Annotated in this window: 21 protein-coding genes; 15 read left to right on the top strand and 6 right to left on the bottom strand. The window is 53.9% G+C overall.

Features of this window, described 5'->3' with window-relative positions; genetic code table 11:
* Positions 1-37: 37 nt before the first annotated feature.
* The 7 genes from Pla52o_RS02960 to Pla52o_RS02930 are packed head-to-tail and all read left to right on the top strand — an operon-like array spanning position 38 to position 10,656.
* The gene (locus Pla52o_RS02960; RefSeq protein ID WP_146593065.1) at positions 38-1,387 is read left to right on the top strand and encodes a hypothetical protein; all 1,350 of its coding nucleotides are present in this window, start codon (positions 38-40) and stop codon (positions 1,385-1,387) included.
* A complete protein-coding gene (locus Pla52o_RS02955; protein ID WP_146593064.1) occupies positions 1,384-4,149 on the top strand; it encodes a GAP1-N2 domain-containing protein in 2,766 nt (921 codons plus the stop codon). The genes Pla52o_RS02960 and Pla52o_RS02955 overlap by 4 nt, the downstream gene beginning before the upstream one ends.
* On the top strand, positions 4,149-7,043 hold the full coding sequence (locus Pla52o_RS02950; RefSeq protein ID WP_146593063.1) for a hypothetical protein: 2,895 nt from the start codon (positions 4,149-4,151) through the stop codon (positions 7,041-7,043). Before Pla52o_RS02955 ends, Pla52o_RS02950 begins: the two co-directional genes overlap by 1 nt.
* Positions 7,044-7,049: 6 nt before the next feature.
* Positions 7,050-8,030, top strand: a complete 981-nt coding sequence (locus Pla52o_RS02945) for a DUF4339 domain-containing protein (RefSeq protein WP_146593062.1) — start codon at positions 7,050-7,052, stop codon at positions 8,028-8,030.
* A gap of 2 nt (positions 8,031-8,032) precedes the next feature.
* Positions 8,033-8,911: a MotA/TolQ/ExbB proton channel family protein gene (locus Pla52o_RS02940; RefSeq protein ID WP_197168961.1), complete on the top strand. Its 879-nt coding sequence runs from the start codon at positions 8,033-8,035 to the stop codon at positions 8,909-8,911.
* 12 nt (positions 8,912-8,923) lie between these two features.
* Entirely contained in the window at positions 8,924-9,754 is an 831-nt protein-coding gene (locus Pla52o_RS02935; RefSeq protein WP_146593061.1) for a hypothetical protein, read from the top strand.
* On the top strand, positions 9,751-10,656 hold the full coding sequence (locus tag Pla52o_RS02930) for a hypothetical protein (RefSeq protein WP_146593060.1): 906 nt from the start codon (positions 9,751-9,753) through the stop codon (positions 10,654-10,656). The genes Pla52o_RS02935 and Pla52o_RS02930 overlap by 4 nt, the downstream gene beginning before the upstream one ends.
* Before the next feature lie 135 nt (positions 10,657-10,791).
* On the opposite strand, the gene Pla52o_RS26605 is transcribed toward Pla52o_RS02930, so the two are convergent.
* Positions 10,792-11,058: a hypothetical protein gene (locus Pla52o_RS26605; RefSeq protein WP_197168960.1), complete on the bottom strand. Its 267-nt coding sequence runs from the start codon at positions 11,056-11,058 to the stop codon at positions 10,792-10,794.
* Between the two features lie 229 nt (positions 11,059-11,287).
* Between Pla52o_RS26605 and Pla52o_RS26600 the strand changes: the two genes are divergently transcribed.
* Positions 11,288-12,067: a vWA domain-containing protein gene (locus Pla52o_RS26600; RefSeq protein ID WP_197168959.1), complete on the top strand. Its 780-nt coding sequence runs from the start codon at positions 11,288-11,290 to the stop codon at positions 12,065-12,067.
* Positions 12,068-12,117: 50 nt separating this feature from the next.
* Here Pla52o_RS26600 and Pla52o_RS02920 read toward each other — a convergent pair whose 3' ends face one another.
* Positions 12,118-12,783 (bottom strand): DUF502 domain-containing protein, encoded by a 666-nt coding sequence (locus tag Pla52o_RS02920; RefSeq protein WP_146593058.1) that lies wholly within the window; start codon positions 12,781-12,783, stop codon positions 12,118-12,120.
* 276 nt (positions 12,784-13,059) lie between these two features.
* Between Pla52o_RS02920 and Pla52o_RS02915 the strand changes: the two genes are divergently transcribed.
* Positions 13,060-13,941, top strand: a complete 882-nt coding sequence (locus tag Pla52o_RS02915; protein WP_146593057.1) for an RAD55 family ATPase — start codon at positions 13,060-13,062, stop codon at positions 13,939-13,941.
* 268 nt (positions 13,942-14,209) lie between these two features.
* On the opposite strand, the gene Pla52o_RS26595 is transcribed toward Pla52o_RS02915, so the two are convergent.
* Positions 14,210-14,362, bottom strand: coding sequence for a hypothetical protein (locus Pla52o_RS26595; RefSeq protein ID WP_197168958.1), 153 nt, complete (start codon positions 14,360-14,362; stop codon positions 14,210-14,212).
* 285 nt (positions 14,363-14,647) lie between these two features.
* Here Pla52o_RS26595 and Pla52o_RS02910 point away from each other — a divergent pair, with 285 nt between their 5' ends.
* On the top strand, positions 14,648-15,748 hold the full coding sequence (locus Pla52o_RS02910) for a Gfo/Idh/MocA family protein (protein WP_146593529.1): 1,101 nt from the start codon (positions 14,648-14,650) through the stop codon (positions 15,746-15,748).
* 335 nt (positions 15,749-16,083) lie between these two features.
* On the opposite strand, the gene Pla52o_RS02905 is transcribed toward Pla52o_RS02910, so the two are convergent.
* Entirely contained in the window at positions 16,084-16,782 is a 699-nt protein-coding gene (locus Pla52o_RS02905; protein ID WP_146593056.1) for a DUF1003 domain-containing protein, read from the bottom strand.
* A gap of 80 nt (positions 16,783-16,862) precedes the next feature.
* Complete coding sequence (locus tag Pla52o_RS02900) at positions 16,863-18,209, bottom strand: NAD(P)/FAD-dependent oxidoreductase (protein WP_146593055.1); 1,347 nt, start codon at positions 18,207-18,209, stop codon at positions 16,863-16,865.
* A 347-nt stretch (positions 18,210-18,556) separates the two neighbouring features.
* Here Pla52o_RS02900 and Pla52o_RS02895 point away from each other — a divergent pair, with 347 nt between their 5' ends.
* The 5 genes from Pla52o_RS02895 to Pla52o_RS02875 all read left to right on the top strand — a co-directional run bounded on the left by Pla52o_RS02895 (position 18,557) and on the right by Pla52o_RS02875 (position 21,871).
* Positions 18,557-19,165 carry a DedA family protein gene (locus Pla52o_RS02895; protein ID WP_146593054.1) on the top strand — a complete coding sequence of 203 codons (609 nt, stop codon included), beginning with the start codon at positions 18,557-18,559 and terminating at the stop codon, positions 19,163-19,165.
* Positions 19,166-19,277: 112 nt separating this feature from the next.
* The gene (locus Pla52o_RS02890; protein ID WP_231612046.1) at positions 19,278-19,601 is read left to right on the top strand and encodes a hypothetical protein; all 324 of its coding nucleotides are present in this window, start codon (positions 19,278-19,280) and stop codon (positions 19,599-19,601) included.
* Positions 19,602-19,725: 124 nt separating this feature from the next.
* Complete coding sequence (locus Pla52o_RS02885) at positions 19,726-20,784, top strand: NAD-dependent epimerase/dehydratase family protein (RefSeq protein WP_146593052.1); 1,059 nt, start codon at positions 19,726-19,728, stop codon at positions 20,782-20,784.
* A gap of 83 nt (positions 20,785-20,867) precedes the next feature.
* Positions 20,868-21,515 carry a vitamin K epoxide reductase family protein gene (locus Pla52o_RS02880; protein ID WP_146593051.1) on the top strand — a complete coding sequence of 216 codons (648 nt, stop codon included), beginning with the start codon at positions 20,868-20,870 and terminating at the stop codon, positions 21,513-21,515.
* Positions 21,515-21,871, top strand: coding sequence for an SPW repeat domain-containing protein (locus tag Pla52o_RS02875; protein ID WP_146593050.1), 357 nt, complete (start codon positions 21,515-21,517; stop codon positions 21,869-21,871). Before Pla52o_RS02880 ends, Pla52o_RS02875 begins: the two co-directional genes overlap by 1 nt.
* 154 nt (positions 21,872-22,025) lie before the next feature.
* On the opposite strand, the gene Pla52o_RS02870 is transcribed toward Pla52o_RS02875, so the two are convergent.
* Positions 22,026-23,378: a PQQ-binding-like beta-propeller repeat protein gene (locus Pla52o_RS02870; RefSeq protein WP_146593049.1), complete on the bottom strand. Its 1,353-nt coding sequence runs from the start codon at positions 23,376-23,378 to the stop codon at positions 22,026-22,028.
* Between the last annotated feature and the right edge of the window lie 50 nt (positions 23,379-23,428).

The raw sequence follows: 23,428 nt of genomic DNA, 5'->3' as shown, positions 1-23,428 counted from the left end.
CTCTGATTCATCGCCCCGCTTGTCCTCCGAGCCCTGCATGTCCTCCTCACCGTCTGCGGGTCGTTTGACCCTATTGAATCAAGTCACCTGTCCTCACTGCTGGCACGCTTTTGCCCCAGAAGATTCGCTATGGGTCTCAGAACATCCCGACTTACTAGGCGATGCCAAACTGGGTGACATGCATGCGGTCCGTTTCTTACCTTCGCGTTTTTCACCGGAAGGAGATGCAATCGACACCGAGGGTTACCGCACGACACGATTAGCGTGTCCGAATTGTCATCTCGAAGTTTCGCGTCCTCTTTACCAATTGCCGGCGATCTTTTATTCAATTCTGGGGGCACCCGCTTGCGGCAAAAGCTATTTCTTGGCGTCGATGACCTGGCAACTTCGACAACTTCTGCCACGCCATTTCAAAGTTTCACTCAATGATGCGGACGCCTCCACCAACGCGAGGCTGCACGGATACGAGGAGCAACAATTTCTGAGTGCTGATCCCGACGAATTGGTCTCAATTGCCAAAACGGAAACCCAAGGCGACTTGTACGACCAAGTCAAAATGGGCGATCACTCGATCACGCTGCCTCGTCCTTTTCTGTTCACACTGCAACCGATCGCGCAACACCCAAATCACGCACAGGCGCAATCCGCCTCACGCGTGATTTGTTTGTATGACAACGCCGGAGAAAGTTTCTTGCCAGGAGCCGATTCGGTCACCAGTCCCGTAACACGACACTTGGCTCACTCCGCCTGCCTTTTCTTTTGTTTTGACCCCACACAGGACCCGCGATTCCGGCGCGCTTGTGAAGGCAAGAGTCACGATCCGCAAATGCAACCGCGAAACGCTCGCTTGCAACGTGAAGCAAGCGTTCGTCAAGACACGATCTTATTGGAAGCGATCAGTCGAGTGCGGCGTCATGCGGGCTTGCGCGAAGACGAACAACACCAACGGCCGATGATCATCGTAGTCACGAAATGGGATAGTTGGAAGGAATTGTTACCGGAGTTGAGCACGAAGGATCCCTACATCGATCATCAAAATCATTCTCTGCGGACGCTCGATAGTGATCGCATTCGCGAAACCTCCGACGCAGTCGAAGCTTTACTGCAAGAATTTTGTCCTGAGATTGTTGCGTCGGCACAAGGATTTGCACGCGATCTTGTTTTTGTTCCGGTCAGTGCCACGGGTGTCGGTCCCGAAGTCGATACCGAAACCGGGACGCTCGGCATCCGTCCCCGCAATATCAAACCTTACTGGGTCGAAGTTCCGATGCTTTACGCCTTGGCGACATGGTCGCGTGGTTTGATCGGATCCCAACGCCGGGTCGCTTCATCGCAACATCAACTTGCTAACCCGAGCGCAGCATCACGTAATGGAGACAAGCGATGAGTTTGGAATTGCTGTACACCTCGACGACCTCGGGACTACGCCAAGGCAGTCGCGGATTTTGCACGGTATTGAGTACCGCCGGAATGCCGGTCAATCTCGCCTCGCGGCTCGAAACACTCTCGGGTTATCGTCATGTGTTTCCGCCCCAGGATGCCAACGCGGAGACGAACCCGATTTGTTATTCGCATTTGCGAGTCAAGGTTGGGGGAATCTCTTCAAGCGTCCTATCGCGGATATCTGCGTATGGGGTGGACTACAGCGGTCGGAGCAACAAGTTGGCGCACCATGTTGTGGCGGAAGCTTTCGAACAGGCTCCGGCAGGACCCGCGTGGGTGCTAAGTCAAAAAGCAATTTTGCGTGAACAGTGGGATGGCAACAACGAAACGCCTCCGACCGGTCCCGCCATTCCGATGCAAAACCAAGTGCCCGCGATCTGCCAAGCCTGGAAAGCGGTGATGGGCGATGCCGGTTGGGGTGGTCACGTCGCAGACACGTTTCGTGCTTCCGCCGCACGGCCATTGTGGATCATCTTCGATCTATCGCAAAACGCTGAACTGTTGTCACTGCTTAACGAATCGATCGCACTTCTTCCGGAAGCGGAGCGTTGGTTGACCACTTTCAGCACCTATTACACTAACTTGCCGCCCGAGATTGAGTGCCGAGTCCGCTGCGTCCTCGCCGGGACCGAGGAAGCGCGTTTGGCATCGGCACGCGGCGGCGTCATTGATCTCACGCAGCCTCAAACGCTCACCGCCACTTCACCGCTGATCGAGCTGGCTAGAAACGGCTTCAAAACAGGGGAAGCAGCCGACCCGGTCGGGGCGACAAACGCCGCACCGTCGATCACGCAGGCCCACGATTCGCCCGCCGCCGGGGTGGGTGCAGGGTCACCGCCACAGATGAGCGATCCGTCTTACGCACTCCAACCGCCAACCCCTCGTCCTGCCACAGGTTCGAGACGGCCACCACCACGCGTTCCATCAGAGCCCCCCTTTCGATCCAATCCTCGCTCTTCCCGAACCGCTGTTTTGCTTGGAATCGCCGGTCTCATGCTACTGATTGTTGCCGGCGCAGTTCCTATTATTCTCAACTGGAAAATTGATGGACACAAATCCGTATCGTCTAAAGACATCGAAGGTTCAGACAATGAACAAGTAGACGAAATCGGCGAACGTCGGCGAATACAAGAGACTGCTGAAATTCCGTTTCTCAAGCTTGAGAACGAAATCAAGGATCTGAAGTACGTCACAAAAACAACTAAACCAGAGCTCGACCTGAGCAGCCCAGTTGCTCCAGCCGCGCTTGTGGAAATCGAGGACGCAATTGGGAAGCTTCGATTTGACCCCCAGCAATCTGTTGATTTCTCTGTGGATCAGACTGAAATTGTTGGACAACTGAAGTCTGAGGTCGGCGAAACAATAGGCGATCAAGTGAGACAGGAAACGTTGAAGCAGTTTCGCGGAGTACGAGACACTGAGCCCCCATCAGGTTTGGTAGCAAGCATTGCTTCAATCGATCAAAACCTCAAGTCAATTAGCGAGTATTACGCGACACGAAGGAAAGAAGAATCCAGTTTCAATGAACGCGTTGCAACGATGATTGACCATCTCAACGTTTTTATGAACGCAAACGAGGAATATTTCGTTTTGGTTCCAGAGGCATCCACTCGCTTGAAAAAATTGCAACAAATTGCAAACCAAGCATTCCTCCCCATCGATGAAGCCGCACTAGCGAGAGAAGAAACTGCACTAAAACAACAATGGGAAGAAAAACTTGAAGCATTTTCAATGCTTCAAGAACGAATTGATAAAGCCCTGATAGTCAGTAAGCAGATCGTGGAAATTCAAAAGGAGTTGGATAAACACATTGCCACGCAAAAAATTGCGCAAGAACAAGTTGAGAAAGAAAAATTGCTGTTGGTGCGAATCAATTTCGATTCTCAAAATCCTACGAATATTTCGGGAGCCAAGACACTTCCCATCAGTTTGAAGAGATCCGAAATGGAATCGTTTCGATGGGAGCAAGATGCAAAAGATAAAACAGCCAGTCTCTCGTTTAAGAAACTTAAGAAAGGTGAAATCGCTGAAGTCGACTATCCAAATCAAAACTTCCTCAAACTCAAGATCCAATCAGAGTCCCCAAAGGAAAGCTCTGAAATAATCATTGAATATCGGCCGCGCATAACGGCGAAAGGCGGTCCTCGCTACAACGAATCGTCTACGGAAAGTTTTGACGCTAATTGCAACGAACTAATAAAAACGCTCGATGAAGCCAATGCGTTAAAAAAAGCAATAAACAATTGGACAGAAGAAACGTTCCTTGACTCAAAAATCCAAGCCGAAAAGGACACGGAAAGAAAGCAGGCACTTGAATCCCAAAACGCTGAAATAGAACAGATAAATAAGATACGTGGCGAAGTTCAATCGCTGATCAAGAAGGACTGGAAACACCTAACAAACGCTCCCTTAAAAGAGCTCCAAAAACACCACGACGGTATAAAAGCCATTCAAGAGTCTCAAAAACATTCTGGATACCTAACGCCGCTACCGTTGCGGCTAGAGAACCTGAACGGATTCATAATTAAACAAGAACGGATAAATGTACTAATCAGCGAGTTGTCAAAACCAACTCCGGTGCCCGAAGAAAAACTTTTTCTTTTAAAACAAAGCAAAGGCGCTAACCTTTTCCAAACTAGCAAAGATAGTTTTGAAGTAGATTTTTCTCTCTCATTGCAACTCACGCTCACCGAGGAGGCTAAGTAATGGCGACGATCGTTGAATTGATTCGGCAATCGCTTGCCAAACGTGACGGGATTTCCGAAGCGGCGTTGCGACCGCTGGCGGCGACCTATGCCGTCGAGGTCACACGCGTCAATGGCCGACTCTCTGCGGCCGTCGCATTACTGCACAAGGGACTGCGTAGCGAGGCAATCCAATCAGCCTCCGTCCCTCCCAATGCGATCGACGACGCAATCAAACTTGACATACCCGAAGCGGAGTTGGAGGGCTGGTTCGACATCTTGCAGTTCCTCGACATCCCCGTTCCGCCGACGCTCAACCACGATCATGTGGAGCAGCTCAATGAAGCAATCGTCGAAACCCAGCCGATCGAGTCGCTACTGAAGCGGCACCGTCGACTGGCAATTGCCCGGGCTCCGCTCGCTTGGCGATTAAAAATCTTGCGGCGGATTGCCGAGGTCGATGCGAGTTCGAGTGTTTGGGAAGAGGATATTGAGAGCTGGGAAAAGGTTCGGCATAAACAAATCGCCACCGAAGCCCCCCGCTTGATTTCCACCGCAGACCCTAAAACGCTACGCAGCCTGCAAGAAGAGCTGACTCAAACGGCTTGGCGCATTCGTCCCGATGCAAAGATCGCCAAACAAGTTCAGGCGGCGCTCACTCGTCTCGCGGATTCTCAAACACTGGCGCAGCTCGAAAGCGTCGCGACCACCCTCTACGATGCATTTTGTGAATTCGATGAGCCCACCGCTCGCCAACAACTCACGGTTTGGAACGAATTGCTCCAACAATTGAGTTCGCCGCTTCCCGCAGCGCTTCGCGAACAGGTCGAGCCCGTGATCTTATGGCTCGAAGAAGTGGATCGCGAGACGTTGCGACGCAACCAACGCGCCGCGGCAATTGGCAAATTAGAATCGGCACTCGACCGTAAGCTATCGCTTGATGATCTGGAAAGAGCCTATCAACAAACGAGCCTGTACGACGAACCGCCTCCAGAGGAATTGGTCCAACGCTATCATGTCGTCGTTGAAGAACTGCAACTCACCAAGAAGCGGCGATTCCAGGCAATCATCTCTGCGATCCTCGCGACCGCGACGATTCTGATCGTTGCCTTGATTTGGTGGCAACTGGAGTCGGCTCAACAGAAGCGGATCGCCAAGACAGCCAGCGAATTTCAATCGCTGCTGGATAGCGACAACCTCGACGGCGCTAGCACCTTCTACAACAAGCTAGCAGCAGTCGATCCTCAGCTCGCCGCGACTCCCGAGATCGCCTCGTTTGCTGGACAATTGCAATCGCGAATCAATCAAAATCAGGAGCGTCAAGCTCAGTTTGAAAAGTACTTGGCGGAAGCCGACGCAGAGCTCGATTCCGATATTGATTTATCCGCACTCCACCGAGCGGAGGAGCTTGCCCAAAGTGACGAAGAACGGGGCAAAGTCTTCGTCATGCAGCGACGTAAAAGCGATTGGGAATCTGCCATCGCGTCCCAGCATACCGAACAATTGCTCGCACAATTAACGGCCATTCACGAGCGAGTCGAGACGATTGAACGTGGCCCGGCAAACCAGGACGCACGACTGCAGCTCGGCGACGTTCTCGACGAATTGACTTCACTACAAAGCTCCTACCTTCGCGCCTCCACCTCGGCTCGCAATCAAATTGCTTCGGTTCGCCCACGCGTGATCTCGATGCGAAATGCGATTGAAAAGAAAATGGGACGCGTTGAGGAAGAAAGCCGCTTGTTGAGCTCATTGCTGGAGGCGAAGTCACTCGATCAACTCGCCACCGAAATGAAACGATTTGCCTCGCGTTTACCTGAATCGTCAATGGCGGAGGAATTCAAACGCGTCGCCGAAGAACGCTCCATATGGGATCAGGCATTGAGCTGGAACGAATACGTCGACGCGGTTGTAAAACCGCTTCAGTCGACTTTATCTGAGAGAAATATGATGCAGATGCAAAGTTCCAAGTCAGCGATGCAATCCCAGGTCAATCAATCACTTATTCAACTGCCTGCATTGGCGATGGACCGTTTGGATCGATATGACGAGCGTCGTAGCATCCTCAAGAATGTCCTCGGTGGATTACCCGATACCGTGATCGCCGACCTGTTTACGGTGGTGGAGTCCAATGGCAACGGCAACCGCCACTTCATTTATAAAACCTATTTCGAACAGAGAAGCAAAGACCGCTTTGGTCCGTTTCCCGAGGGACCAAGCAAACAGCGAAGCATCGAGGTCGTGACCAACGATACCGGAGCGGTTGCAACGCAACTGTTAACCGGAGAGTACGTCGTTCACAAAGAACCCTACGCAACGATCCACAACCTGCTCGTCGCCTACCAAACTCAGCACAATCAATTACTAGATGACTGGGATGGCGAGTTCCTAAAACTGGTAGCAACCCTGAGAAAACGTGAAAACCTTGACGGTCAAATCAAAGAAATGTTGCTTCAACATTTGTTAAGTGGAGCGTGCGAGGGAAGCGATTACTTGTCCACGAACCTGGTCAACGAATTGCAATTGCTAAAGGAACGCAATGTCGAGATCGCAAATTGGTATGAGCCAACAAACCAGAACACAACGTTTACGCCACCGATTGAACAAGAATTGATTCCGCGACTAGCGAGTCTGTATTCCGAACGTCCCAACCCCAAAACCATCGCTCCACAGATTCGTAACCAACGGTTTGAATGGGTGGGGATCCTCGTCCGAAATACCAGTGGGCAAATCGCTCCGCAACTCCAACTCCCTCCGGAGTCGGATTGTAATTTGGCAATCGTTCGCCCGTCGCCACGCGACAAAACCAAGGCGGAGTGGGTCTCCGTGGGCGAAATGAAGGCGGGGCAACCGCGATTGTCGGACTCTCACGCGGACCTCGTCGCCGGAAGACCCATTTTTTCTTATCCAAAGTAAATACCCATGAGTGATGACCGCATCTACGTTCGTTTCAAAGGCAAAACGTTAGGCCCGCTTACCGATACTAAAGTTCGCGAACTGATCCGCCGGGGTCAAATCACGCGGATGCACGAATTGTCGTCCGATGGTTTGGCATGGCAGCGTGCTGAAGCGTTTGGTGACATTTTCCAAAAGCGAAACCAAGATCAACCTCAAGCGGTCGCAACCGTCCCGGCAACGACCTCCAGCGCGCCATCGCGAGGAACCTCAACGCCCCAGAACGCGACAGCCCAGCCCTCCTCGACCACTTCGGCACCGATTCCCGGACAGATGCCAGAGGATGGAGTGCAGTGGTACGCGCACGTCAACGGCGATAACCAAGGCCCGATCAATTCCCAGACGCTCGTCCAGTGGATTAGCACCGGCGATGTGCATCGCGACACGTTGGTATGGCGTGCGGGCTACGACGATTGGCGACCGGCCAGCGTTTGCATGCCGGAACGCTTTGCTCCGACCACTGCGGCGGTCACCGAACCAGACGGCAATTCTGTTGCCCAATCCGTATCCAGCGGAGGCACAACCTCTTCGGTTCCCGCAGACGTATGTGAGCAATTCCTCCGTCACCGTCCCTGGGTGTTGATGCTCAGTATTTTCACGCTCGTGGGTTCGGGTTTTGCGGTCCTCTATTTCGTTACCGCAATGGTGGTCGGTGCGGATGCCAAATGGTTTCCCCGTGGCGGTTCCTATTCGGTCATCTATGGTTTATCGGGGCTGGTTAACTGTGGCGTCTTTATCGCTGGAGCGATCTTGCTATTGAATTACGCCACCAGCCTGAAGACACTCAATCGCCAGCGCAATATGGTGCACCTGGGGTTGGCGATTCAGAAGCTATACACATTCTGGAGGTACAGTGCGACCGTCTTCATCGTTTTCCTCGTTTTGTTCGTCGGTACTGCGGTACTGATCCTTGTCATGGCCGCAGCGGCTTCCAACGCAGTGAACTAAGTATGAGTCTACCTCCTCGCTCTCCAGCTGCCCCACCACTTCCGCGCCCGTTGAGTGTGGCCAAATCGGATCCGGAACGTAAATTTGGCGTCGGGGCTGGAAACGGAACCGCTGTCAACACTGGTTTCTCGGGGATCATTGCGTTGGTGCTGACAACGTCATTTTTCGCAGGTGTTCATTTGATGCCGGAGCATTATTTTCGAGCGATGCTACTGGAGCGTGGGCCGACCCAACATGCGACGGTGCTGCTTGGGTTTTGGAGCATCGTGATCTTGCTACTTAAACGCGGCAAGCTATCGATTCAACGTAAAGCCCTCGATCATGCCGTCATTCCTGAGAATCATGAGTTCGTATTGACCAGTCAAACCGCCGATCATGTGATCCGCAACATCCATGCGTTGGCCGATGATCCAAATCGTTTTCTAGTTTACAACCGCATCTTGATTGCTCTTTCGAATCTAAAAAACCTAGGCCGCGTCAGCGACATCGACGACATTTTGCGAGCCAGTGCGGAGCGTGATGAATCGTCACACCAAACATCCTTTGCGACTTTAGGTGGCTTTCTGTGGGCCATTCCGGTGCTGGGGTTTATCGGCACCGTGTTGGGATTAGCCGGGGCGATTGGCAATTTCAGCAGCTTACTCGACAAGCAATCGGACGTTGCCGGGATTGTCGGCTCTTTAAAAGAAGTCACCGGAGGGTTGAGCACCGCTTTTGAAACGACGCTATTGGCTCTAGTGGTAGCGCTGGTGATACAGCTCTGGATCACGTCGCAGCGTAAAGCAGAAGAGATGTTTCTAGACGATTGCCAAGACTATTGTTTGAAGCAAATCGTGAGCCGCATCAAGATCCTACCTTACGAACAAACGCGGGAAGCCTAGGGGACGAGTCCGATGGCAAAACGTCGCAACACGGGGCCCGGAATCTCGTTTTTCGCTTTTCAAGATATCATCACTGCGGTGGTTGGCATTTTTATCTTGATCACGCTGATCTTGGTTCTTGAACTAGCACAGCGGGTGGAAACCGCCAGTACGGCCCCCACCGAAGACATCCAACCGATCGTCGAAACGATCGCAACGCTGCGTCAGCAGATTGAACAAATCGAATCCGAACTCACGGAACGCTTTCAAGCGACCAACCGTTCCTCGGACGTCAACGCGTTTAACATTGAGGACAAGGTCGAGCAGTTAAAACAACAGAATGTCTCACTCGAATCTCAAATCGAAACTTCCGACGCTAAGACGAACCAGCTTGCTGCGGAGAACACGATCGCCAACGCAGAAACGGCGCGTCTAAGCGAACAATCCGCTCAGCTTGCATCCCAGCGGAACCAAATCCAAGAACAAACAAAGAAAGCCGAGCAAATTCAAGAGCAAGCGAATGTGCTTCTCGGCGACGAATCAACAATCTATCGGGATGAAATCGAAGCAGGACGCTACCTGACTCTGATCACGCTAGGGTCCGGGAGGATTGAGATTCGCGATGCGTTAACGCGATCTGCGAAAGTCTTTCGAGGCCCCAAGCGACTCAGCCAACTCAAGAAGTGGTTTTCAACCACGCCCATGTCCCATCGTCATCTATTAGTGCTGGTGGAACCTGACGGGGCAAGTGACTTCCAAACGGTCGAACAATTGTCCACGAGCAACAAAGCAAGTTATGGCTTCACGGTGGTAGGGCGAAATCATGCCGTACGCCTGAGCTACGAACTGGAGATCACGCCATGAGAAGCCAGCGAGATACCACCGCGAGTTTTGACCTTTTCCTTGACACGATCTGCAATACCTTCGGCGGCATCGTCTTCCTTGCAATCTTACTTGCAATCATGATTCAAAACCAGTCGATTGTGAAATCAGAAAACAATGAAGGCGAGCATGCAAGTCCCGAACAAGTCCGAATCGCGATGGCTGAACTCGAAGATGCATCGGCACAATATAAACAACTGCAGATGTCGCTGGCGGCGTTCCCCCAATCGACCTCGATCGTTGACGACTCCGAGCTGCAAACTTTAACTTACATCCAGAGTCAACTTAAGGAACAATTGGACACCTCGATCAATGCAGAAACGAACGCAAGTCGAATGCTTGCCCAAACGTTGGAAAAAAACGCAGAACAACGAACTGAAAACGAGCGAATTCCGCAACAGCTTGACGAAGCGACCAAGCAACTGAACAAGGCTCAAGCCGATTACGCGAGTCTTGCCGAGGCGAAACAGCAAACCTTGCGACTGCCACGCGTACGTTCGAGCAACATGACATCCGTCCTACTGTTGGTTCGAGACGGTTCGCTGTACCTGGCCAAAATGCCGGCACTGTTTGACCAAGGATTCAATAGCACGCAGGTATCCACCAAAACCAACGCCGATAAAGGCATTCAGGTCCATCCCATTCCCGGTGCGGGATGGGACTTGGCGAGCGGCGTCGCAGAACAAGAGTTCCGCAACCTCATTCAGGATGCGAAGTCACAAGCCTATTCCATGACCATTGCGATCTGGCCCGAATCTTACGACGAATTCGAAAAATTGCGTGAACAGATGATCCAGCAAGGGGTACCCTATCAATTGTGGCCACAATCCGATGGCGAAACGTTAATCGTATTCCTTGGCGGAGGAGCTTCAAGTGTTCAATAAAATGCGAACATTAAGCCCATTGCTTCGTTTGGGGATCATGACCACCGTGATGTCGACGAGTTTGGCATGTGGCGACGAACCACGACCCGAAAAATCTGCTGCGGAACCACAATCGATTTTATTCCGCCGCTTCCTTCATTCGATGTCGCTGACGCCCCTAAAGAAGAAATCGAGTTCTCGATCATCCGTGACACCGCCGGCAGCGATGAACTCAACGAAGCCGGACCTAACGCAAACCGCCATAGACTCGTCGCCGACGTCGGCAACGATCGGGAGGCCGATACCCTCATCATCTTCGCCGCCACGTCGAAATGCCGTGTGCAAAAATTGCCGTTCTCCGATGATCGGCGGAAAATGTAGCAGCAGTAGTGGCCAATGCATCGCCTCGGGTTCAGCAAACACCTCGTCCTCCCAGGCCGGTGGCCAGACTACCAACGCGTTCACAGGCACTTTACCCGCCGCTGTAAACGCAGGGGGTACATCCCGTTCGGGGACGGCGTCTCCTTCCAATGCTGCGTCGTCTTCGAACCCGTTGCCTTCGCGTTCACCTCCGTATCGTCATGCCGGGTCGTCTTCGAGCGGTTCACTTCGAACTCAAACGCCACCTAGCGGTATCGTGACGAGCGAATCGATGTCATCGGACGCCCAACCGCACTCTGGTGCGAGCGTGGGCGTCGCTAAAAACAACGGCGTTGCTTTACCGCGCAGCCCCCGTACGGCAAGCACTCCGATGCCCACAACGAAGAGCACCAGTCAGGGCCTGCTCGGCTGGGAAGTGGTTCACCCCGCCGGTACAGGGCCCACCGATTTGGCATCCGCGTTGGGCAGCAACGACTCTCGGTTTGACGACATTCGAGATAAAAAGACGGGCCAGCGTTTGGAGGTGGGTGTCTTGCGAAGCTCCCTGCAAACAGGCCCTCAGAATTTACTCATACTGCCTCCCGACGTGGCCTCCGTCATCTACGTGCTCGATTGCAGTAGCAGCATGCAGGGCGATCGTTTTAACCGCACGCAAGCCGCGATTGTCGACGCTGTCGGGCAAATGAGTGCCAAGCAACAATTTGCGTTGCTGCTGTTCAATACCAATGCGTTACAAATTCGCGGTGGTGGCTATCGCAGTGCCGGATTGAAAGGTGCAAGCCGATTACAAACCGAATTACAGGCGATTGAGCCCAAGGGTGGCACGGATCCATTGGATGCTCTGCTACTTGCCATTCAATTGAAACCCGATGCCGTCGTCTTGCTTTCCGACGGCGAGTTTACGCCTTCGGTGGTTGACCAAGTCACACAGCAAAATCGAAGCGGTGGTAAAAACACGCAAATCAATTGCATGGCAATCGGCTCTCACGTCAGAACTTTACAGCGTCTCGCAACAATGAACGGCCCCGGCAACTATGTCGAGGTACCGTGATCGTTGGGGAGACGACAAGAACATTTGCTTGGCGACCCCACGCCGACTCGCTAGCGAACCTCGGGTGAGTCCGTGTGAGTAGTAGACGGAGCGGGCGTATTGTTGACCAAACTTTCGACCGGTGCCAGGAATTGACTCGAATCGCGTCCGAGACGCTCGAACACACCGAGGGTTTCGTTGAAGTCCAACTCGGTGGCAAACACGCGTGACTGGGGAACCAACACCACCGAACCAATCCAGGTGTCGGGTGCCCCAGGGAAATAGACCACTACCAATCCGCCCGGCAAGCGGTCCGCTTCCATCGCGACGCGATAACCTTCGGGACACGACACCAAGACTGGCGACAAGGTCGGCCCGTCGCTGTCGTGCTTCAAATTGCCCGCCAACAAATCTTTGTAGATCGCGTATTTTGGAAACACGGTGATCAATTGCTTCTCGATGGTGGATGAAAACTTCTTACCAATCGCCCGCCGCGCGATCACGCCAGCGGCGAAACACATCAACACCAAAACGGCCACCGCTGCGGCGAACAAAATCGCGATTCCCAGCGGTTGATTCCCTGGAATCCATTTCTGCAGCGGGACCGCGACTGCGGAAACGATCCCATAGACTTGCCCCAACAGACCGAGAATGACGGCCAACGGCAACAAGAAAAAAATCCCCCCAATCGCCGTGGAACGCAGGAAGCCTACCGATTCATTGATTCTCTTTCGCATTCTGTTCTCGTTATCTTTCCACAAAAATAGGGGGGGCGTCGCACTCACCCTTCCCGCGGAAAGGGCGTGTTCGCAATCCGAATCACGCACAGCATACCGCAAGTCGATTGCAGATTGCGGCGTGGGGTAATCGCGGCGTCTCTGACTAGCACCTTTTTCATCGGTCTTTTACATTACCCGGCGTGTCGAGCGTGAACCTCACTCACGTCGCGGCGGTCACTCTGGTGACGCCACGACGCACCTCCCCACGACTGCCCTAACCCCCACTTGCCCGCTATGTCCGATCGCTTGAAAACTGGAATCCCCGAACTGGATGAACTACTCGGTGGTGGGTTGATCCCGGGTACGTTGACGGTCGTGATGGGGGCTTCGGGGATTGGAAAAACCCAATTGGGGGTAGGCTTCGCACACCAGGGAACCAAGCAAGAGCAACACTCAGGCATCCTGTTCGACCTGACCGCTCGCGGTGATTCTCAGAACCACGCGGACTACGCCCGGCGATTGTGTGATTGGAAACTGAGCGAATTTGAGACGGATCTCCAACGAGACGCGGCGAACCTCTGGAACACAGCCCTCTCGCGCCGCGATTACATGCATGTGTTCCAGCACTCCGGACGCCGCGTGACCGCCAGCGATCTCGATTCAGACGCTTGGCGTGAATGGAAGTATGAACAGGCCAAGAAACTGGACCAAGCGATCGCGTTCTTCTATGGCAACTTTGCTCACGGCGTTCGCCGCTGTGTGATTGACGGCGTGGAACCGACGAACAAAGCCGCTGACTCGATCCAATTTGAGATGTTTGAGTACATCTACCACCAAATTCTCCGCAAAGAATATGACTGGGTTGCCCGAGACCTCTTTCGAGCCGCTTTTCGTGCGAATCAGGAATCGATTGAAACGCATGCTTACAACCATCGCGACATTGGGTGCATGCTGCTGTACACCAGCCACGAAGTGATGCTCGATGATTTGCTCGTTCGTCCCATTGAAAGTGGCGATGTGCTATCCAATGCAAACACCATCATCTTGATGGGCAAGACCCGCGACGGCAATAAGATGGGACGTGCATTGCAGGTTGCCAAACATCGCGGCAGCGCGTGCGACGAATCGATCGTGCCTTACACGATCGCCGAAAGCGGTTTGAAGTTGATGCGATAACCGCGACGACGCATCGTCGTTCGTTTGCGAGCACCGCATTACGCCCCGGATGGGTCACATTTTTTCGAAACGGAGTGGGCGTTTGCTTGGTTTCGCATCTGCATGCCGCGATAGCGACGGGCGCCGCTAGCATCCACGACTGGAATTCGGATCTTCTACCGTGACCGGGATTCAGTAGTGACCCTACGATCTCTTTGATTTCAATCCGGGCACTGATCCCATCTCCTTCCCAACGCCGAATTCATTCAGGCGGCGGATCAGCACCCTCTTACGCGGGCAAACCGATCGACCAAGCATCGTGCAAATGGATGTAGATGTCGTCGACGATTCTGGACACCAATCCTCGCGCATCTGCGTTGGTGGTTTCAATCATCCGCGACGGAGCGACGTCAAATCGCCGCAAAAGCTCTGCCAAAGGCATCGACGATGACCGGAGTGAGCTGAATATTACACGAGGAACCACCTAACAAAGCTGCAGAAAACAATCGTAAAATATCTCAAAGCTTTAGCGTGATATCGCATCGACGCAGCATCACGAGTGGCCGACAATGCATGCTTGATTCACCTTGAGTGTGTTTATTGTCCGGCAAGTCACCTACGGTTTCCTGCGGTTGAGCAGGCTCCTCAATCTCCTCCCTTTACATCCCAAAGTCCTTCACCGAGAGCATCGATCGTGTCAGAAACCTCAAAGAAATTGCGAATAGGAATGGTCGGGCTTGGCTTTGGAGCCGAGTTCATTCCGATTTACCAAGCTCACCCCAACGCGGAAGTGGCCGCGATTTGCCGTCGCGATCGAGCGGGACTCGATGAGTGTGGCGACCAATTCGAAATCGGCGGGCGCTACACGTCGTTCGATGATTTAATTGCCGACCCTAACGTGGATGCGGTCCACATCAACTCGCCGATCTCCGATCACGCTTGGATGTCGCTCCGGGCGCTCGACGCGGGCAAGCATGTGATGTGCACGGTACCGATGGCGACCACCATCGAAGAGTGCCAACAAATTGTCGAGAGGGTACAGGAGACCGGACTGCACTACATGATGGCCGAAACGGTGGTCTACAGTCGCGAGTATCTGTTCATCAAGCAACGGTATGAGAGTGGCGAACTAGGCAAGATCCAATACCTTGCCGCCTCGCATCCTCAAGACATGGATGGATGGCCCTCGTATTGGGAAAAGATGATTCCAATGCATTATGCAACGCATGTCGTCAGCCCTTGTCTGGGGCTGGTCGATGGGTTGGCCGAGTACGTCAGCTGTTTCGGCTCGGGCACGGTCCGCGAAGACATCGCTGAAAAATCGGGCAATCGCTTTGCCGTCGAAACGTGTCATATCAAAATCAAAGACACCGATTTGACCGCCCACATTTGGCGTTCACTGTATGACGTGGCCCGGCAATACCGCGAAAGCTTTGATGTGTACGGGACGAAGAAGAGTTTTGAATGGACGCTCATTGAAAATGAACCGCACGTGATTCACACGGCTAAAAAGCCAGAGCACGAGATTGCCGAGACAGTCGAAGTCCCCGATTTTGCTCATCGACTGCCCGATGCAATTCGCCGCTTTACTTTGCCACAAGAAATCCACGACGCCGATCACTTGTCGTTTTTGCAAGGCGGCGGTCACGGCGGATCGCACCCCCATCTGGTCAACGAGTTTGTCAGCAGTGTGCTCGAGAATCGCCGCCCAGTTCCCGACGCGGTGACCAGTGCCAATTGGACTTGCGTTGGCATCTGTGCTCACGAATCAGCGATGAAGGGTGGCGAAGTGGTTCGTTTACCCGAGTTTACGTTGTCAAGAGATTGATCGACGCGGCTAAGAAGGTTTTGAACACAGCGAAGTTACCAATCGATTCACCCGAAACCTCACGAACGGTGGGCGACGATGAACCGAATCAACGTCACTGAATCAACGTCACCGCATCAACGTCACCGAGAAACCCGCAGCGAGAATCCCTTGCGGATGCCCCCACCGTCGCGAACGCCATGCTAAGCAGGGAGGCAGGCATGATTGGGTGAAATCCCATTAGCCGCTTGAGCGTTAGCCCGGTTCAACCGTGGCTAACGCTCAAGCGGCTAAACTACCGAAAGACTCCTGCCTAGCTGCTTAGAGAGGGGCGGAAATGGGCGATACTTTTCCGTTCATCGCTTGTTCTCGAGCTCTTCCAACAAACCGGTTTGCACTTGTTGAATCTCAAGCAAACGTTGCCATTGATGCGTCAACAACAAATCGAGTTTGGAATGAAGGTGGCGAATTTCGAGCTCAGCTTTGAGGTTCACCCGGTAATCATTCTCGGACCGTAAACGATCTTTCGCTTCCTGTCGATTCTGGCTCATCATGATCACCGGGGCTTGAATCGCGGCGAGACACGAGAGGACCAAATTCAGCAAGATGAACGGAAAGGGATCGAAGGGTTTGCTCAGCAGCGCGATCGAATTGATCGTGATCCACACGATCAACACGCTGGCAAAGAACAGAATGAAAGTCCAACTGCCGCCAAACGTCGCAACGCGATCCGCTAAACGTTGCCCTAGCGTGGCTTCCTCGTCCACCGTTTCGTTGAGATTCTGAGTCAAAATATCGTGTTCGCGGAGGCTATCGAGCACCTCCTTCTCAAGCGAACTCAACTCACCTTTTTCGGCGGTCAGGATGTCCTGCATATACAGGCTGCGATAATGATTCAAGTCATTGTGACACCCATAGCTATCGCGGTCCCAATCGGGATGATCGGCGACAATCAATGCTGCCATCGCTGGACGAACCAACCGGCTAGGCGTGACTTCGGCGAGTGGGAATTTTTTCTTACAAATTGAACACGTGACTTGATGACGGTTACTCATGAAGCGTCTTCCGTGGTGATTGACCGATGAAACCTTGTTCGTTTGCCGTGGATGCAATGAACGGAAACAAGTTTGCGATGTCACACGAGCGATTCTCTCTCGTCGGCATCTCGGTGCTCTGGTTCTCTCTTGTGATGCGGACGGACAATCACTTCCTCTTCATCGCCTGTGATCAGTCTAGCACTGCGATTGAACGTGACATAATTCCACGCCCATTGCCACAGAATCAGCACGCGATTTTGGAATTGCACGATCAACATCAGGTGGACGAACAACCACAATAACCAAGCAAAGAAGCCACAGAATTGTCGTTTTCCGATCTGAGCCACCCCGGCGGCGCGTCCGATTGTCGCCATCGTCCCTCGATCGTGGTAGCGAAAGGGCGTGGGCTTCCAAGTTTGGTTCGCTCGGGCGGCGATCGTCTTGGCGACATACGCCCCTTGTTGGATCGCCACCGCCGCGAGTCCCGGTAGCGGTTTACCTTGCTCGCCAAGGCAGGTGGCGATGTCACCGATCACATAGACATTCTCGTGTCCGGCAAGGTTGAGGTGTTCATTGACGGCCACATGTCCCGCTCGATCGGTTTCCATCGCACAAGCGGCGGCGAGTTTTTTCCCTAACGGATTGGCCTTCACCCCGGCGCCCCACAACACCGTCCGAGTCGGCACCACGACGTCTCCTTCGCCGGTCTGCAAGCGGACGTGCTCGCCGGTGATTTCGACCAACTTGGTATGCGTGTGAACTTCGATGTTAAAGCAACGCACTTTTTCTTCGGCTCGTTTGCACAGTTCCTCGGGATAAAACCCCAAAAGATGCGGGCCGGCTTCGACGATCATGATTCGTGCGTCTTCGGGATTGATGTGCCGAAAGTCATGCTTCAACGTATGTTCGGCGATTTCGGATAATGCCCCGGCCAATTCCACGCCGGTTGGCCCACCGCCGACAATGACAAAGGTCATCAGCGCGGTGCGTAGTTCCGGATCGGTCTCCCGTTCGGCCGCTTCGAACGCCAAATAGATGCGTCGGCGGATCTGAGTGGCATCGCCGATCGTTTTCAACCCCGGAGCGAGTGGCTCCCAATCATCACGGCCAAAATAACTATGGGTTGCTCCTGCGGCGACCACCAAAATGTCATATTCAAGCTCGCCATCGGCCAACAAGAGAGTCTGATTGGCGACGTCGAAACCTGTCACTTCGGCCAACACCACTTCACAATTCGCTTGCTTGCCAAGGATCGCGCGCAGCGGGGTGGCAATGTTTGCCGGTGACAACCCTCCCGTGGCGACTTGGTAAAGCAGCGGTTGAAAGAGATGATAATTGCGACGATCGATTAACGTCACACGAACATCCGCTTTGCGGAGTCGCTTCGCGGTTTCGAGCCCGCCGAAGCCGCCCCCCACAATAACGACATGCGGTTTTGTTTTCATCCTGTGACTTTGCGTTCTCGGTTGGGTATCGATCCAAGGTCCAAGCTGTACTTCAGCTTGCAAACGAATCCTGCCGCGGTCAATCATACATCTCAATCGCAACGACCACCAAGCAACGCTTGTCGACCGAAAGAGACACTCTCGATTATCAACGAGGGGAACCGGCAATGTAATCTCCTATGATCCCACCGAGGAAGCCAAGCAAAGAAGAAAGCGAGCATGAGTCTTCGTCGAGGTCGGCTGGGATTAGGGTCGCTGTCAGCAACACGGTTCTGCTAGGCCAACGCAATGCGTTGACACCCGCAAGCGATTTGCCTTCGGCACGCAAATTGCCACGGTTAGGGGGCATGAATCAATGGATCACTCAATTTCTAGAACAGTTCGGCGCCGTGGGTGTCGGCTTTTTGATGCTGGCGGAAAACCTTTTTCCACCGCTCCCCTCGGAAGTCGTCATGCCCTGGGCAGGCTATTCGGTCAGCCAAGGCGATGCTTCCTTCATCGCTGTCGTCGTCGCTGGTAGTGCGGGGTCGTTTGCCGGTGCCATGGCGTGGTACCTGCTTGCCCGTTGGATAGGTAAAGAACGACTCGCCCACTGGATTGACCGTCACGGCGTTTGGCTGACACTCGGGCGTCAAGACTTGGACCGCGTTGAAGCGTGGTTTGATGATTGGGGCAGTGCCGCAGTGTTGTTGTGCCGAATGATTCCAGGACTGCGCACTTTGATTAGCGTGCCCGCTGGATTCACCGAGATGCCGCTCGGTCGTTTTTCGCTGTTGACTGCGATTGGCACGGTGATTTGGACTGCATTATTGGCGGGAATTGGCTGGTGGTTTGGCGACCAATACCAGGATCTGGTCGGTCCGTTGAGCTGGGTCAGCACAGCGATTGTGTTGGGCTTGTTTGTCGGCTGGATTTGGCGAGTCGTCAAACAAACCGTCAACCGAGCTAACAGTTGAGTGGAGTTAAATTGAGATAGGGCAGGGTAGGGCAGGGCAGGGCAGCATTTTGCATGCAGTGCCGCCTGGAGGAACGCGATCGAAACACGACCGATGCGGTTGTGCTCCGTCGTTGACCGTTGACCTTATTTTTACTTCCTTCCTCTCTCAAGATGGCTGGTGTGACATTGATCGCCTTGGTTGCTCTCCCATCAGCAGGCCTACTGAGACCGTGCTTGTCGGCGGTTACCTCGTCGCCGTCTCTGGCGAAGTGATCGCGGATCAATCCGATATGGGCCAGAGTATTTTGGGGGCGAGCTTGGTTGCGTTAGCGACCCGTTTACCAGGCCTGAGCACCACTTATTCGGCAGTGCGGTTGGGGGCCTGCCGCATGGCGGCGTCCAATGTCCTAGGAGCCCACCGCCGGGTGTGTCTGGCGGGTTTGGCCGTGTTTTAAACCGTGTAACGCCGCGTTATTCACTTGGCGTGAAGGGGCTTGGCATGCCAGTTGCGTCGCTGTGGATGTCGTTGCGGACACCAACGTCCTAATTCATCTCGAGACTCTCAACCCCATCACAACGATGTCCATCGAACGTCCTGGTGTGATCGTCACCGGCAGTTCCGGCTTGCTCGGACAACCCGTTTGCCATCGTTTGGCCGAAGCGGGTTATGAAGTGTTTGGATTCGATCGCGTCGGGTTACCCGAACCACCCAAAGCCCATCCGCACGTGCACGACGTTGAATGTGATGTAACCGATTATTCGACGGTCCAGGGTGCGGTTGAGAAAGTCCGCCGTTTGTCATCGGGGAAACTTGCCAGCGTGGTTCACATGGCGGCCTATTACGATTTCTCCGGCGAAGACAGCGACCTCTACGACACTGTCACGGTCAAAGGAACCGACCGCTTACTGAACGCGCTAGATGATTTCGAGTATGAGCAGTTTATCTTTACCAGCACCATGCTAGTGCATGCTCCTTGCGTGGTAGGCGAGACGATCCGCGAGGACGATCCACTCCAAGCGAAGTGGCCTTACCCGGCGAGTAAGATTGAGACGGAGCGATTGATTCGAGAAGGGCATCCCGATGTGCCATCGGTCTTTTTGCGTGTCGCAGGCATCTACACCGACTACGGACGGCAACCGACACTCGTGCAACAAATCAAACGCATTTACGAACAAGATTTCCAGGGGCACTTCTTTCCTGGCGATAGCGATGCTGGCCAAGCAGCGGTGCACTTGGAGGATACCGTCGATGCGATCGTTCGCACGGTCGAGCGGCGTGAAGCGATTCCGCCAAAAACCGCGATTTTGATCGCGGAAGAGGAAACCCTTTCCTATCAAACGCTCCAAAACCTAATTGGCCAAGAACTCCACGGCAAAGAGTGGATGACGATGCGAATTCCCAAGCCGGTCGCGAAAGTGGGGGCGGCAGTGAGCGACACGTTGCAAGGTGGTGATGCCTTTATCAAACCGTTCATGGTGGCGATGGCAGACGATCACTATGCCGTGAACATTTCCCGTGCAAAGGAGCTGCTCGGTTGGCTACCACAACACACGCTATCGAGCACGTTACCCAAGATTCTCGATGAATTGAAATCGGATCCCGATCGATGGTATCGCAAGAACGGACTACAGCGATGAATCGGGGCGTGCCGTCCCGCCTCTCGCCAAGCCCATTTGCGACCGCCGCGATACCCCAGCGCCGCTAGACATCAGGAACGAAGATGCGTCAATCGTCGCCCTCCACGCACCGCCAACCCATCGGACCGCTTGACCGTCCGGTTCCTCCCTACAAACACAATCCGTCGGCGTGGAGTCAGCGAATCCCGATTTGCTTACTCGCCTTTGTTGCGGCAATTCTGTCCGCTCATTTATCGCTGTACCAATGGGGGCTGATTGAAAATAGCTGGGATCCTGTTTTCGGTGACAGCAGCAACCGCGTGCTCAAGTCGGACACCGCCAAGACGATGTACGGCATCTTGGGGATTCACGATGCGGCGCTCGGAGTGTTGGCTTACCTGGGCGACGCCATTTTTGGTTTTGCCGGATCGACGCGGCGCTGGCAATACCGCCCGTGGTTGGTGATTTTATTTGGCATCGATGTCATTCCATTAGGGGTCGTCAGCGCGGTGTTGGTCCTGTTCCAAGCCTTTGTCATCGGAGAGTGGTGTTTCCTATGCTTGGTGACAGCGGCCATTTCGCTGACTCTCGTGTATTGGGCGTGGGATGAAGTCCGCGTCTCGCTGACCTACCTGTACATCGTATGGAAGGACCATCACGACAAACGTTTGCTCTGGAATGCGGTATGGGGATACCGCAGCGATGAACTAGACCAAGCTGGCGAAAAACTACTCTCCCGAGAGGTGGCGTGATGTGGGGACGAATGATCGAAATTATGACAGCGGTGTGGTTAGCGGCCAGTCCGTTTATTTTTCGATCCCAGGCCGATGCGATGATTTTATGGGGGGATCTTAGCATCGCGCTGCTGATCTGCACTCTGGCGGGCCTCTCGTATTGGCGACCGACGCGTTATGCCCATTTGCTGATTTTGGTGGTTGCGGTGGGCTTGATTCTGTGGGGCCGTTTTTTCGACACACCCCCACCCGCGGTCCATCAAAATCACATTGTGGTTGGCTTGTTTTTGCTGATGATCGCGTTAATTCCTAACCACGCATCGCATCCTCCCACCGCTTGGCGTTCCGCAACTCGGCAACCGAGCGAGCCGTAAAGGAACCTGCACAGCGACGTAGGGCAGTCCCCGGCGCGAGAGCGACGTCGCGACAACAGAGCCGGACAAGTTAAACGCGGTTCAACGCTGCATATCTCCGACAACGCCCCGCTCTCGCCACGTCCATCTCGCAGCATCTTTTTCACGCGGCCACTTATTTGGCCAAGTCGACGGCGACGATTTCATGATCGTTGCGAGCGAACGCCGTTTGACCTGCATACGCCGGATGGCTCCACACCACCGAACGACCGAACGCTTCGGCGGTCGGTTCCAAAACATGAAAACGCCCCAAATCTTCGAATCCGGCGGCGGTCAACTTGGCCATTTGCAAGTCGCCCGTTTCGCTGAAGATGAGATAGCGGTCGGTGTCGGCCAAGCGAGTCAAGAACGCAGTGCCGTGTTTGATGAATCGTTTCTCATCGGGCTTTGTTGCTTCGAAAGTCGACCACAACCGCGATCCGTCTTTCGCATCCACAGCAATCAAGTTGCCTTGGACGCAATCGGTTCCATAGACAACGCCGCCTGTGAAGATCGGTGTCGCATTGGCACTGTGAACCGCCTCTTTGGGTTCGCCTCGCCACACTTCTTTGGCTTTCGGGCTGTCACGATCCAATTGGATCATCAACGACTCGCTGCGAATTCCGCTGGCGTACATCAAATCACCGTCCACCATCGGACGAGCGATCGACATGTCAAATGACGGAGCGATCGGGATACTCCAGTACTCGCTGCCCGTGGTCGGATTCAAGCTGGTCACCGCCGTGGGGTGATAGACGATCAATTGGCGTGCACCGCCGTGATCGATGATCGATGGGGTGCAGTAACCGGCGTTACCGTCAATCGCCTTCCACTTCACTTCGCCGGTCCACTTGTCAAATGCCACGATACTTTGTCCTTCGCCACCAACCATCGTGTACAGCGTATCGCCATCGATCAACGGATGAGACGCGAATCCCCAAATCGGAACCTCGGCGCCAAGGTCTTGTGGCAGATTGCGTTTCCAAACGACTTCACCGTCTGAGACTCGCAAGGCTTGCAAGTCACCTTCGCTGCCCAGAATGTAGACGAGATCGCCGTCCACGGTCGGCGTGCATCGCGGGCCAGCGGGGTACGAGATGCTATAAGGACGATCGTAGGCGTATTGCCACAGAGTTTTGCCGGTTTCGGCATCCAGCGCCGTCAACCGCTCTTGGCCCTTCAAGTTGGCTCGTTGGCCAGCATCGTTGAACGCTTCGCCTTCGGTCTTCAGGTAATCGAACACGAAGACCCGTCCGTCGGCGACCGCAGGGCCGGCATAGCCGCCGGCGATTGGGGTCCGCCATTTGACCTTCAACCCCTCCTCAGGCACCGCATCGATGATTCCCGTTTCGCGGTACACTCCGTCCCGCGACGGCCCCATCCATCCTGGCCAATCGTCCGCCATCAAATCGGTCGTCGCGATCCCTGCGCAACAGGTCGCGGCGACCATCGCGAAAATCCGGAACCGATCGATCTGTCCAAAAAACATGGGGGGGCCTTCAAAAAACGAATGGGAAGAACAAGACTTTTAGATGGTTA

The sequence above is a fragment of the Novipirellula galeiformis genome (genome assembly GCF_007860095.1).
Taxonomy (GTDB): domain Bacteria; phylum Planctomycetota; class Planctomycetia; order Pirellulales; family Pirellulaceae; genus Novipirellula; species Novipirellula galeiformis.
Note: the sequence above shows the minus strand (reverse complement) of the source record. Positions and strands in the feature narration are given on the sequence as shown.

What these genes read in the sequence shown, in the direction of transcription:
- Pla52o_RS02960 (WP_146593065.1), top strand. Translation starts at nt 38, where the DNA reads ATGTCCTCCTCACCGTCTGCGGGTCGTTTGACCCTATTGAATCAAGTC.
- Pla52o_RS02955 (WP_146593064.1), top strand. Translation starts at nt 1,384, where the DNA reads ATGAGTTTGGAATTGCTGTACACCTCGACGACCTCGGGACTACGCCAA.
- Pla52o_RS02950 (WP_146593063.1), top strand. Translation starts at nt 4,149, where the DNA reads ATGGCGACGATCGTTGAATTGATTCGGCAATCGCTTGCCAAACGTGAC.
- Pla52o_RS02945 (WP_146593062.1), top strand. Translation starts at nt 7,050, where the DNA reads ATGAGTGATGACCGCATCTACGTTCGTTTCAAAGGCAAAACGTTAGGC.
- Pla52o_RS02940 (WP_197168961.1), top strand. Translation starts at nt 8,033, where the DNA reads ATGAGTCTACCTCCTCGCTCTCCAGCTGCCCCACCACTTCCGCGCCCG.
- Pla52o_RS02935 (WP_146593061.1), top strand. Translation starts at nt 8,924, where the DNA reads ATGGCAAAACGTCGCAACACGGGGCCCGGAATCTCGTTTTTCGCTTTT.
- Pla52o_RS02930 (WP_146593060.1), top strand. Translation starts at nt 9,751, where the DNA reads ATGAGAAGCCAGCGAGATACCACCGCGAGTTTTGACCTTTTCCTTGAC.
- Pla52o_RS26600 (WP_197168959.1), top strand. Translation starts at nt 11,288, where the DNA reads ATGTCATCGGACGCCCAACCGCACTCTGGTGCGAGCGTGGGCGTCGCT.
- Pla52o_RS02920 (WP_146593058.1), bottom strand. Translation starts at nt 12,783, where the DNA reads ATGCGAAAGAGAATCAATGAATCGGTAGGCTTCCTGCGTTCCACGGCG.
- Pla52o_RS02915 (WP_146593057.1), top strand. Translation starts at nt 13,060, where the DNA reads ATGTCCGATCGCTTGAAAACTGGAATCCCCGAACTGGATGAACTACTC.
- Pla52o_RS26595 (WP_197168958.1), bottom strand. Translation starts at nt 14,362, where the DNA reads ATGCCTTTGGCAGAGCTTTTGCGGCGATTTGACGTCGCTCCGTCGCGG.
- Pla52o_RS02910 (WP_146593529.1), top strand. Translation starts at nt 14,648, where the DNA reads ATGGTCGGGCTTGGCTTTGGAGCCGAGTTCATTCCGATTTACCAAGCT.
- Pla52o_RS02905 (WP_146593056.1), bottom strand. Translation starts at nt 16,782, where the DNA reads ATGAGTAACCGTCATCAAGTCACGTGTTCAATTTGTAAGAAAAAATTC.
- Pla52o_RS02900 (WP_146593055.1), bottom strand. Translation starts at nt 18,209, where the DNA reads ATGAAAACAAAACCGCATGTCGTTATTGTGGGGGGCGGCTTCGGCGGG.
- Pla52o_RS02895 (WP_146593054.1), top strand. Translation starts at nt 18,557, where the DNA reads ATGAATCAATGGATCACTCAATTTCTAGAACAGTTCGGCGCCGTGGGT.
- Pla52o_RS02885 (WP_146593052.1), top strand. Translation starts at nt 19,726, where the DNA reads ATGTCCATCGAACGTCCTGGTGTGATCGTCACCGGCAGTTCCGGCTTG.
- Pla52o_RS02880 (WP_146593051.1), top strand. Translation starts at nt 20,868, where the DNA reads ATGCGTCAATCGTCGCCCTCCACGCACCGCCAACCCATCGGACCGCTT.
- Pla52o_RS02875 (WP_146593050.1), top strand. Translation starts at nt 21,515, where the DNA reads ATGTGGGGACGAATGATCGAAATTATGACAGCGGTGTGGTTAGCGGCC.
- Pla52o_RS02870 (WP_146593049.1), bottom strand. Translation starts at nt 23,378, where the DNA reads ATGTTTTTTGGACAGATCGATCGGTTCCGGATTTTCGCGATGGTCGCC.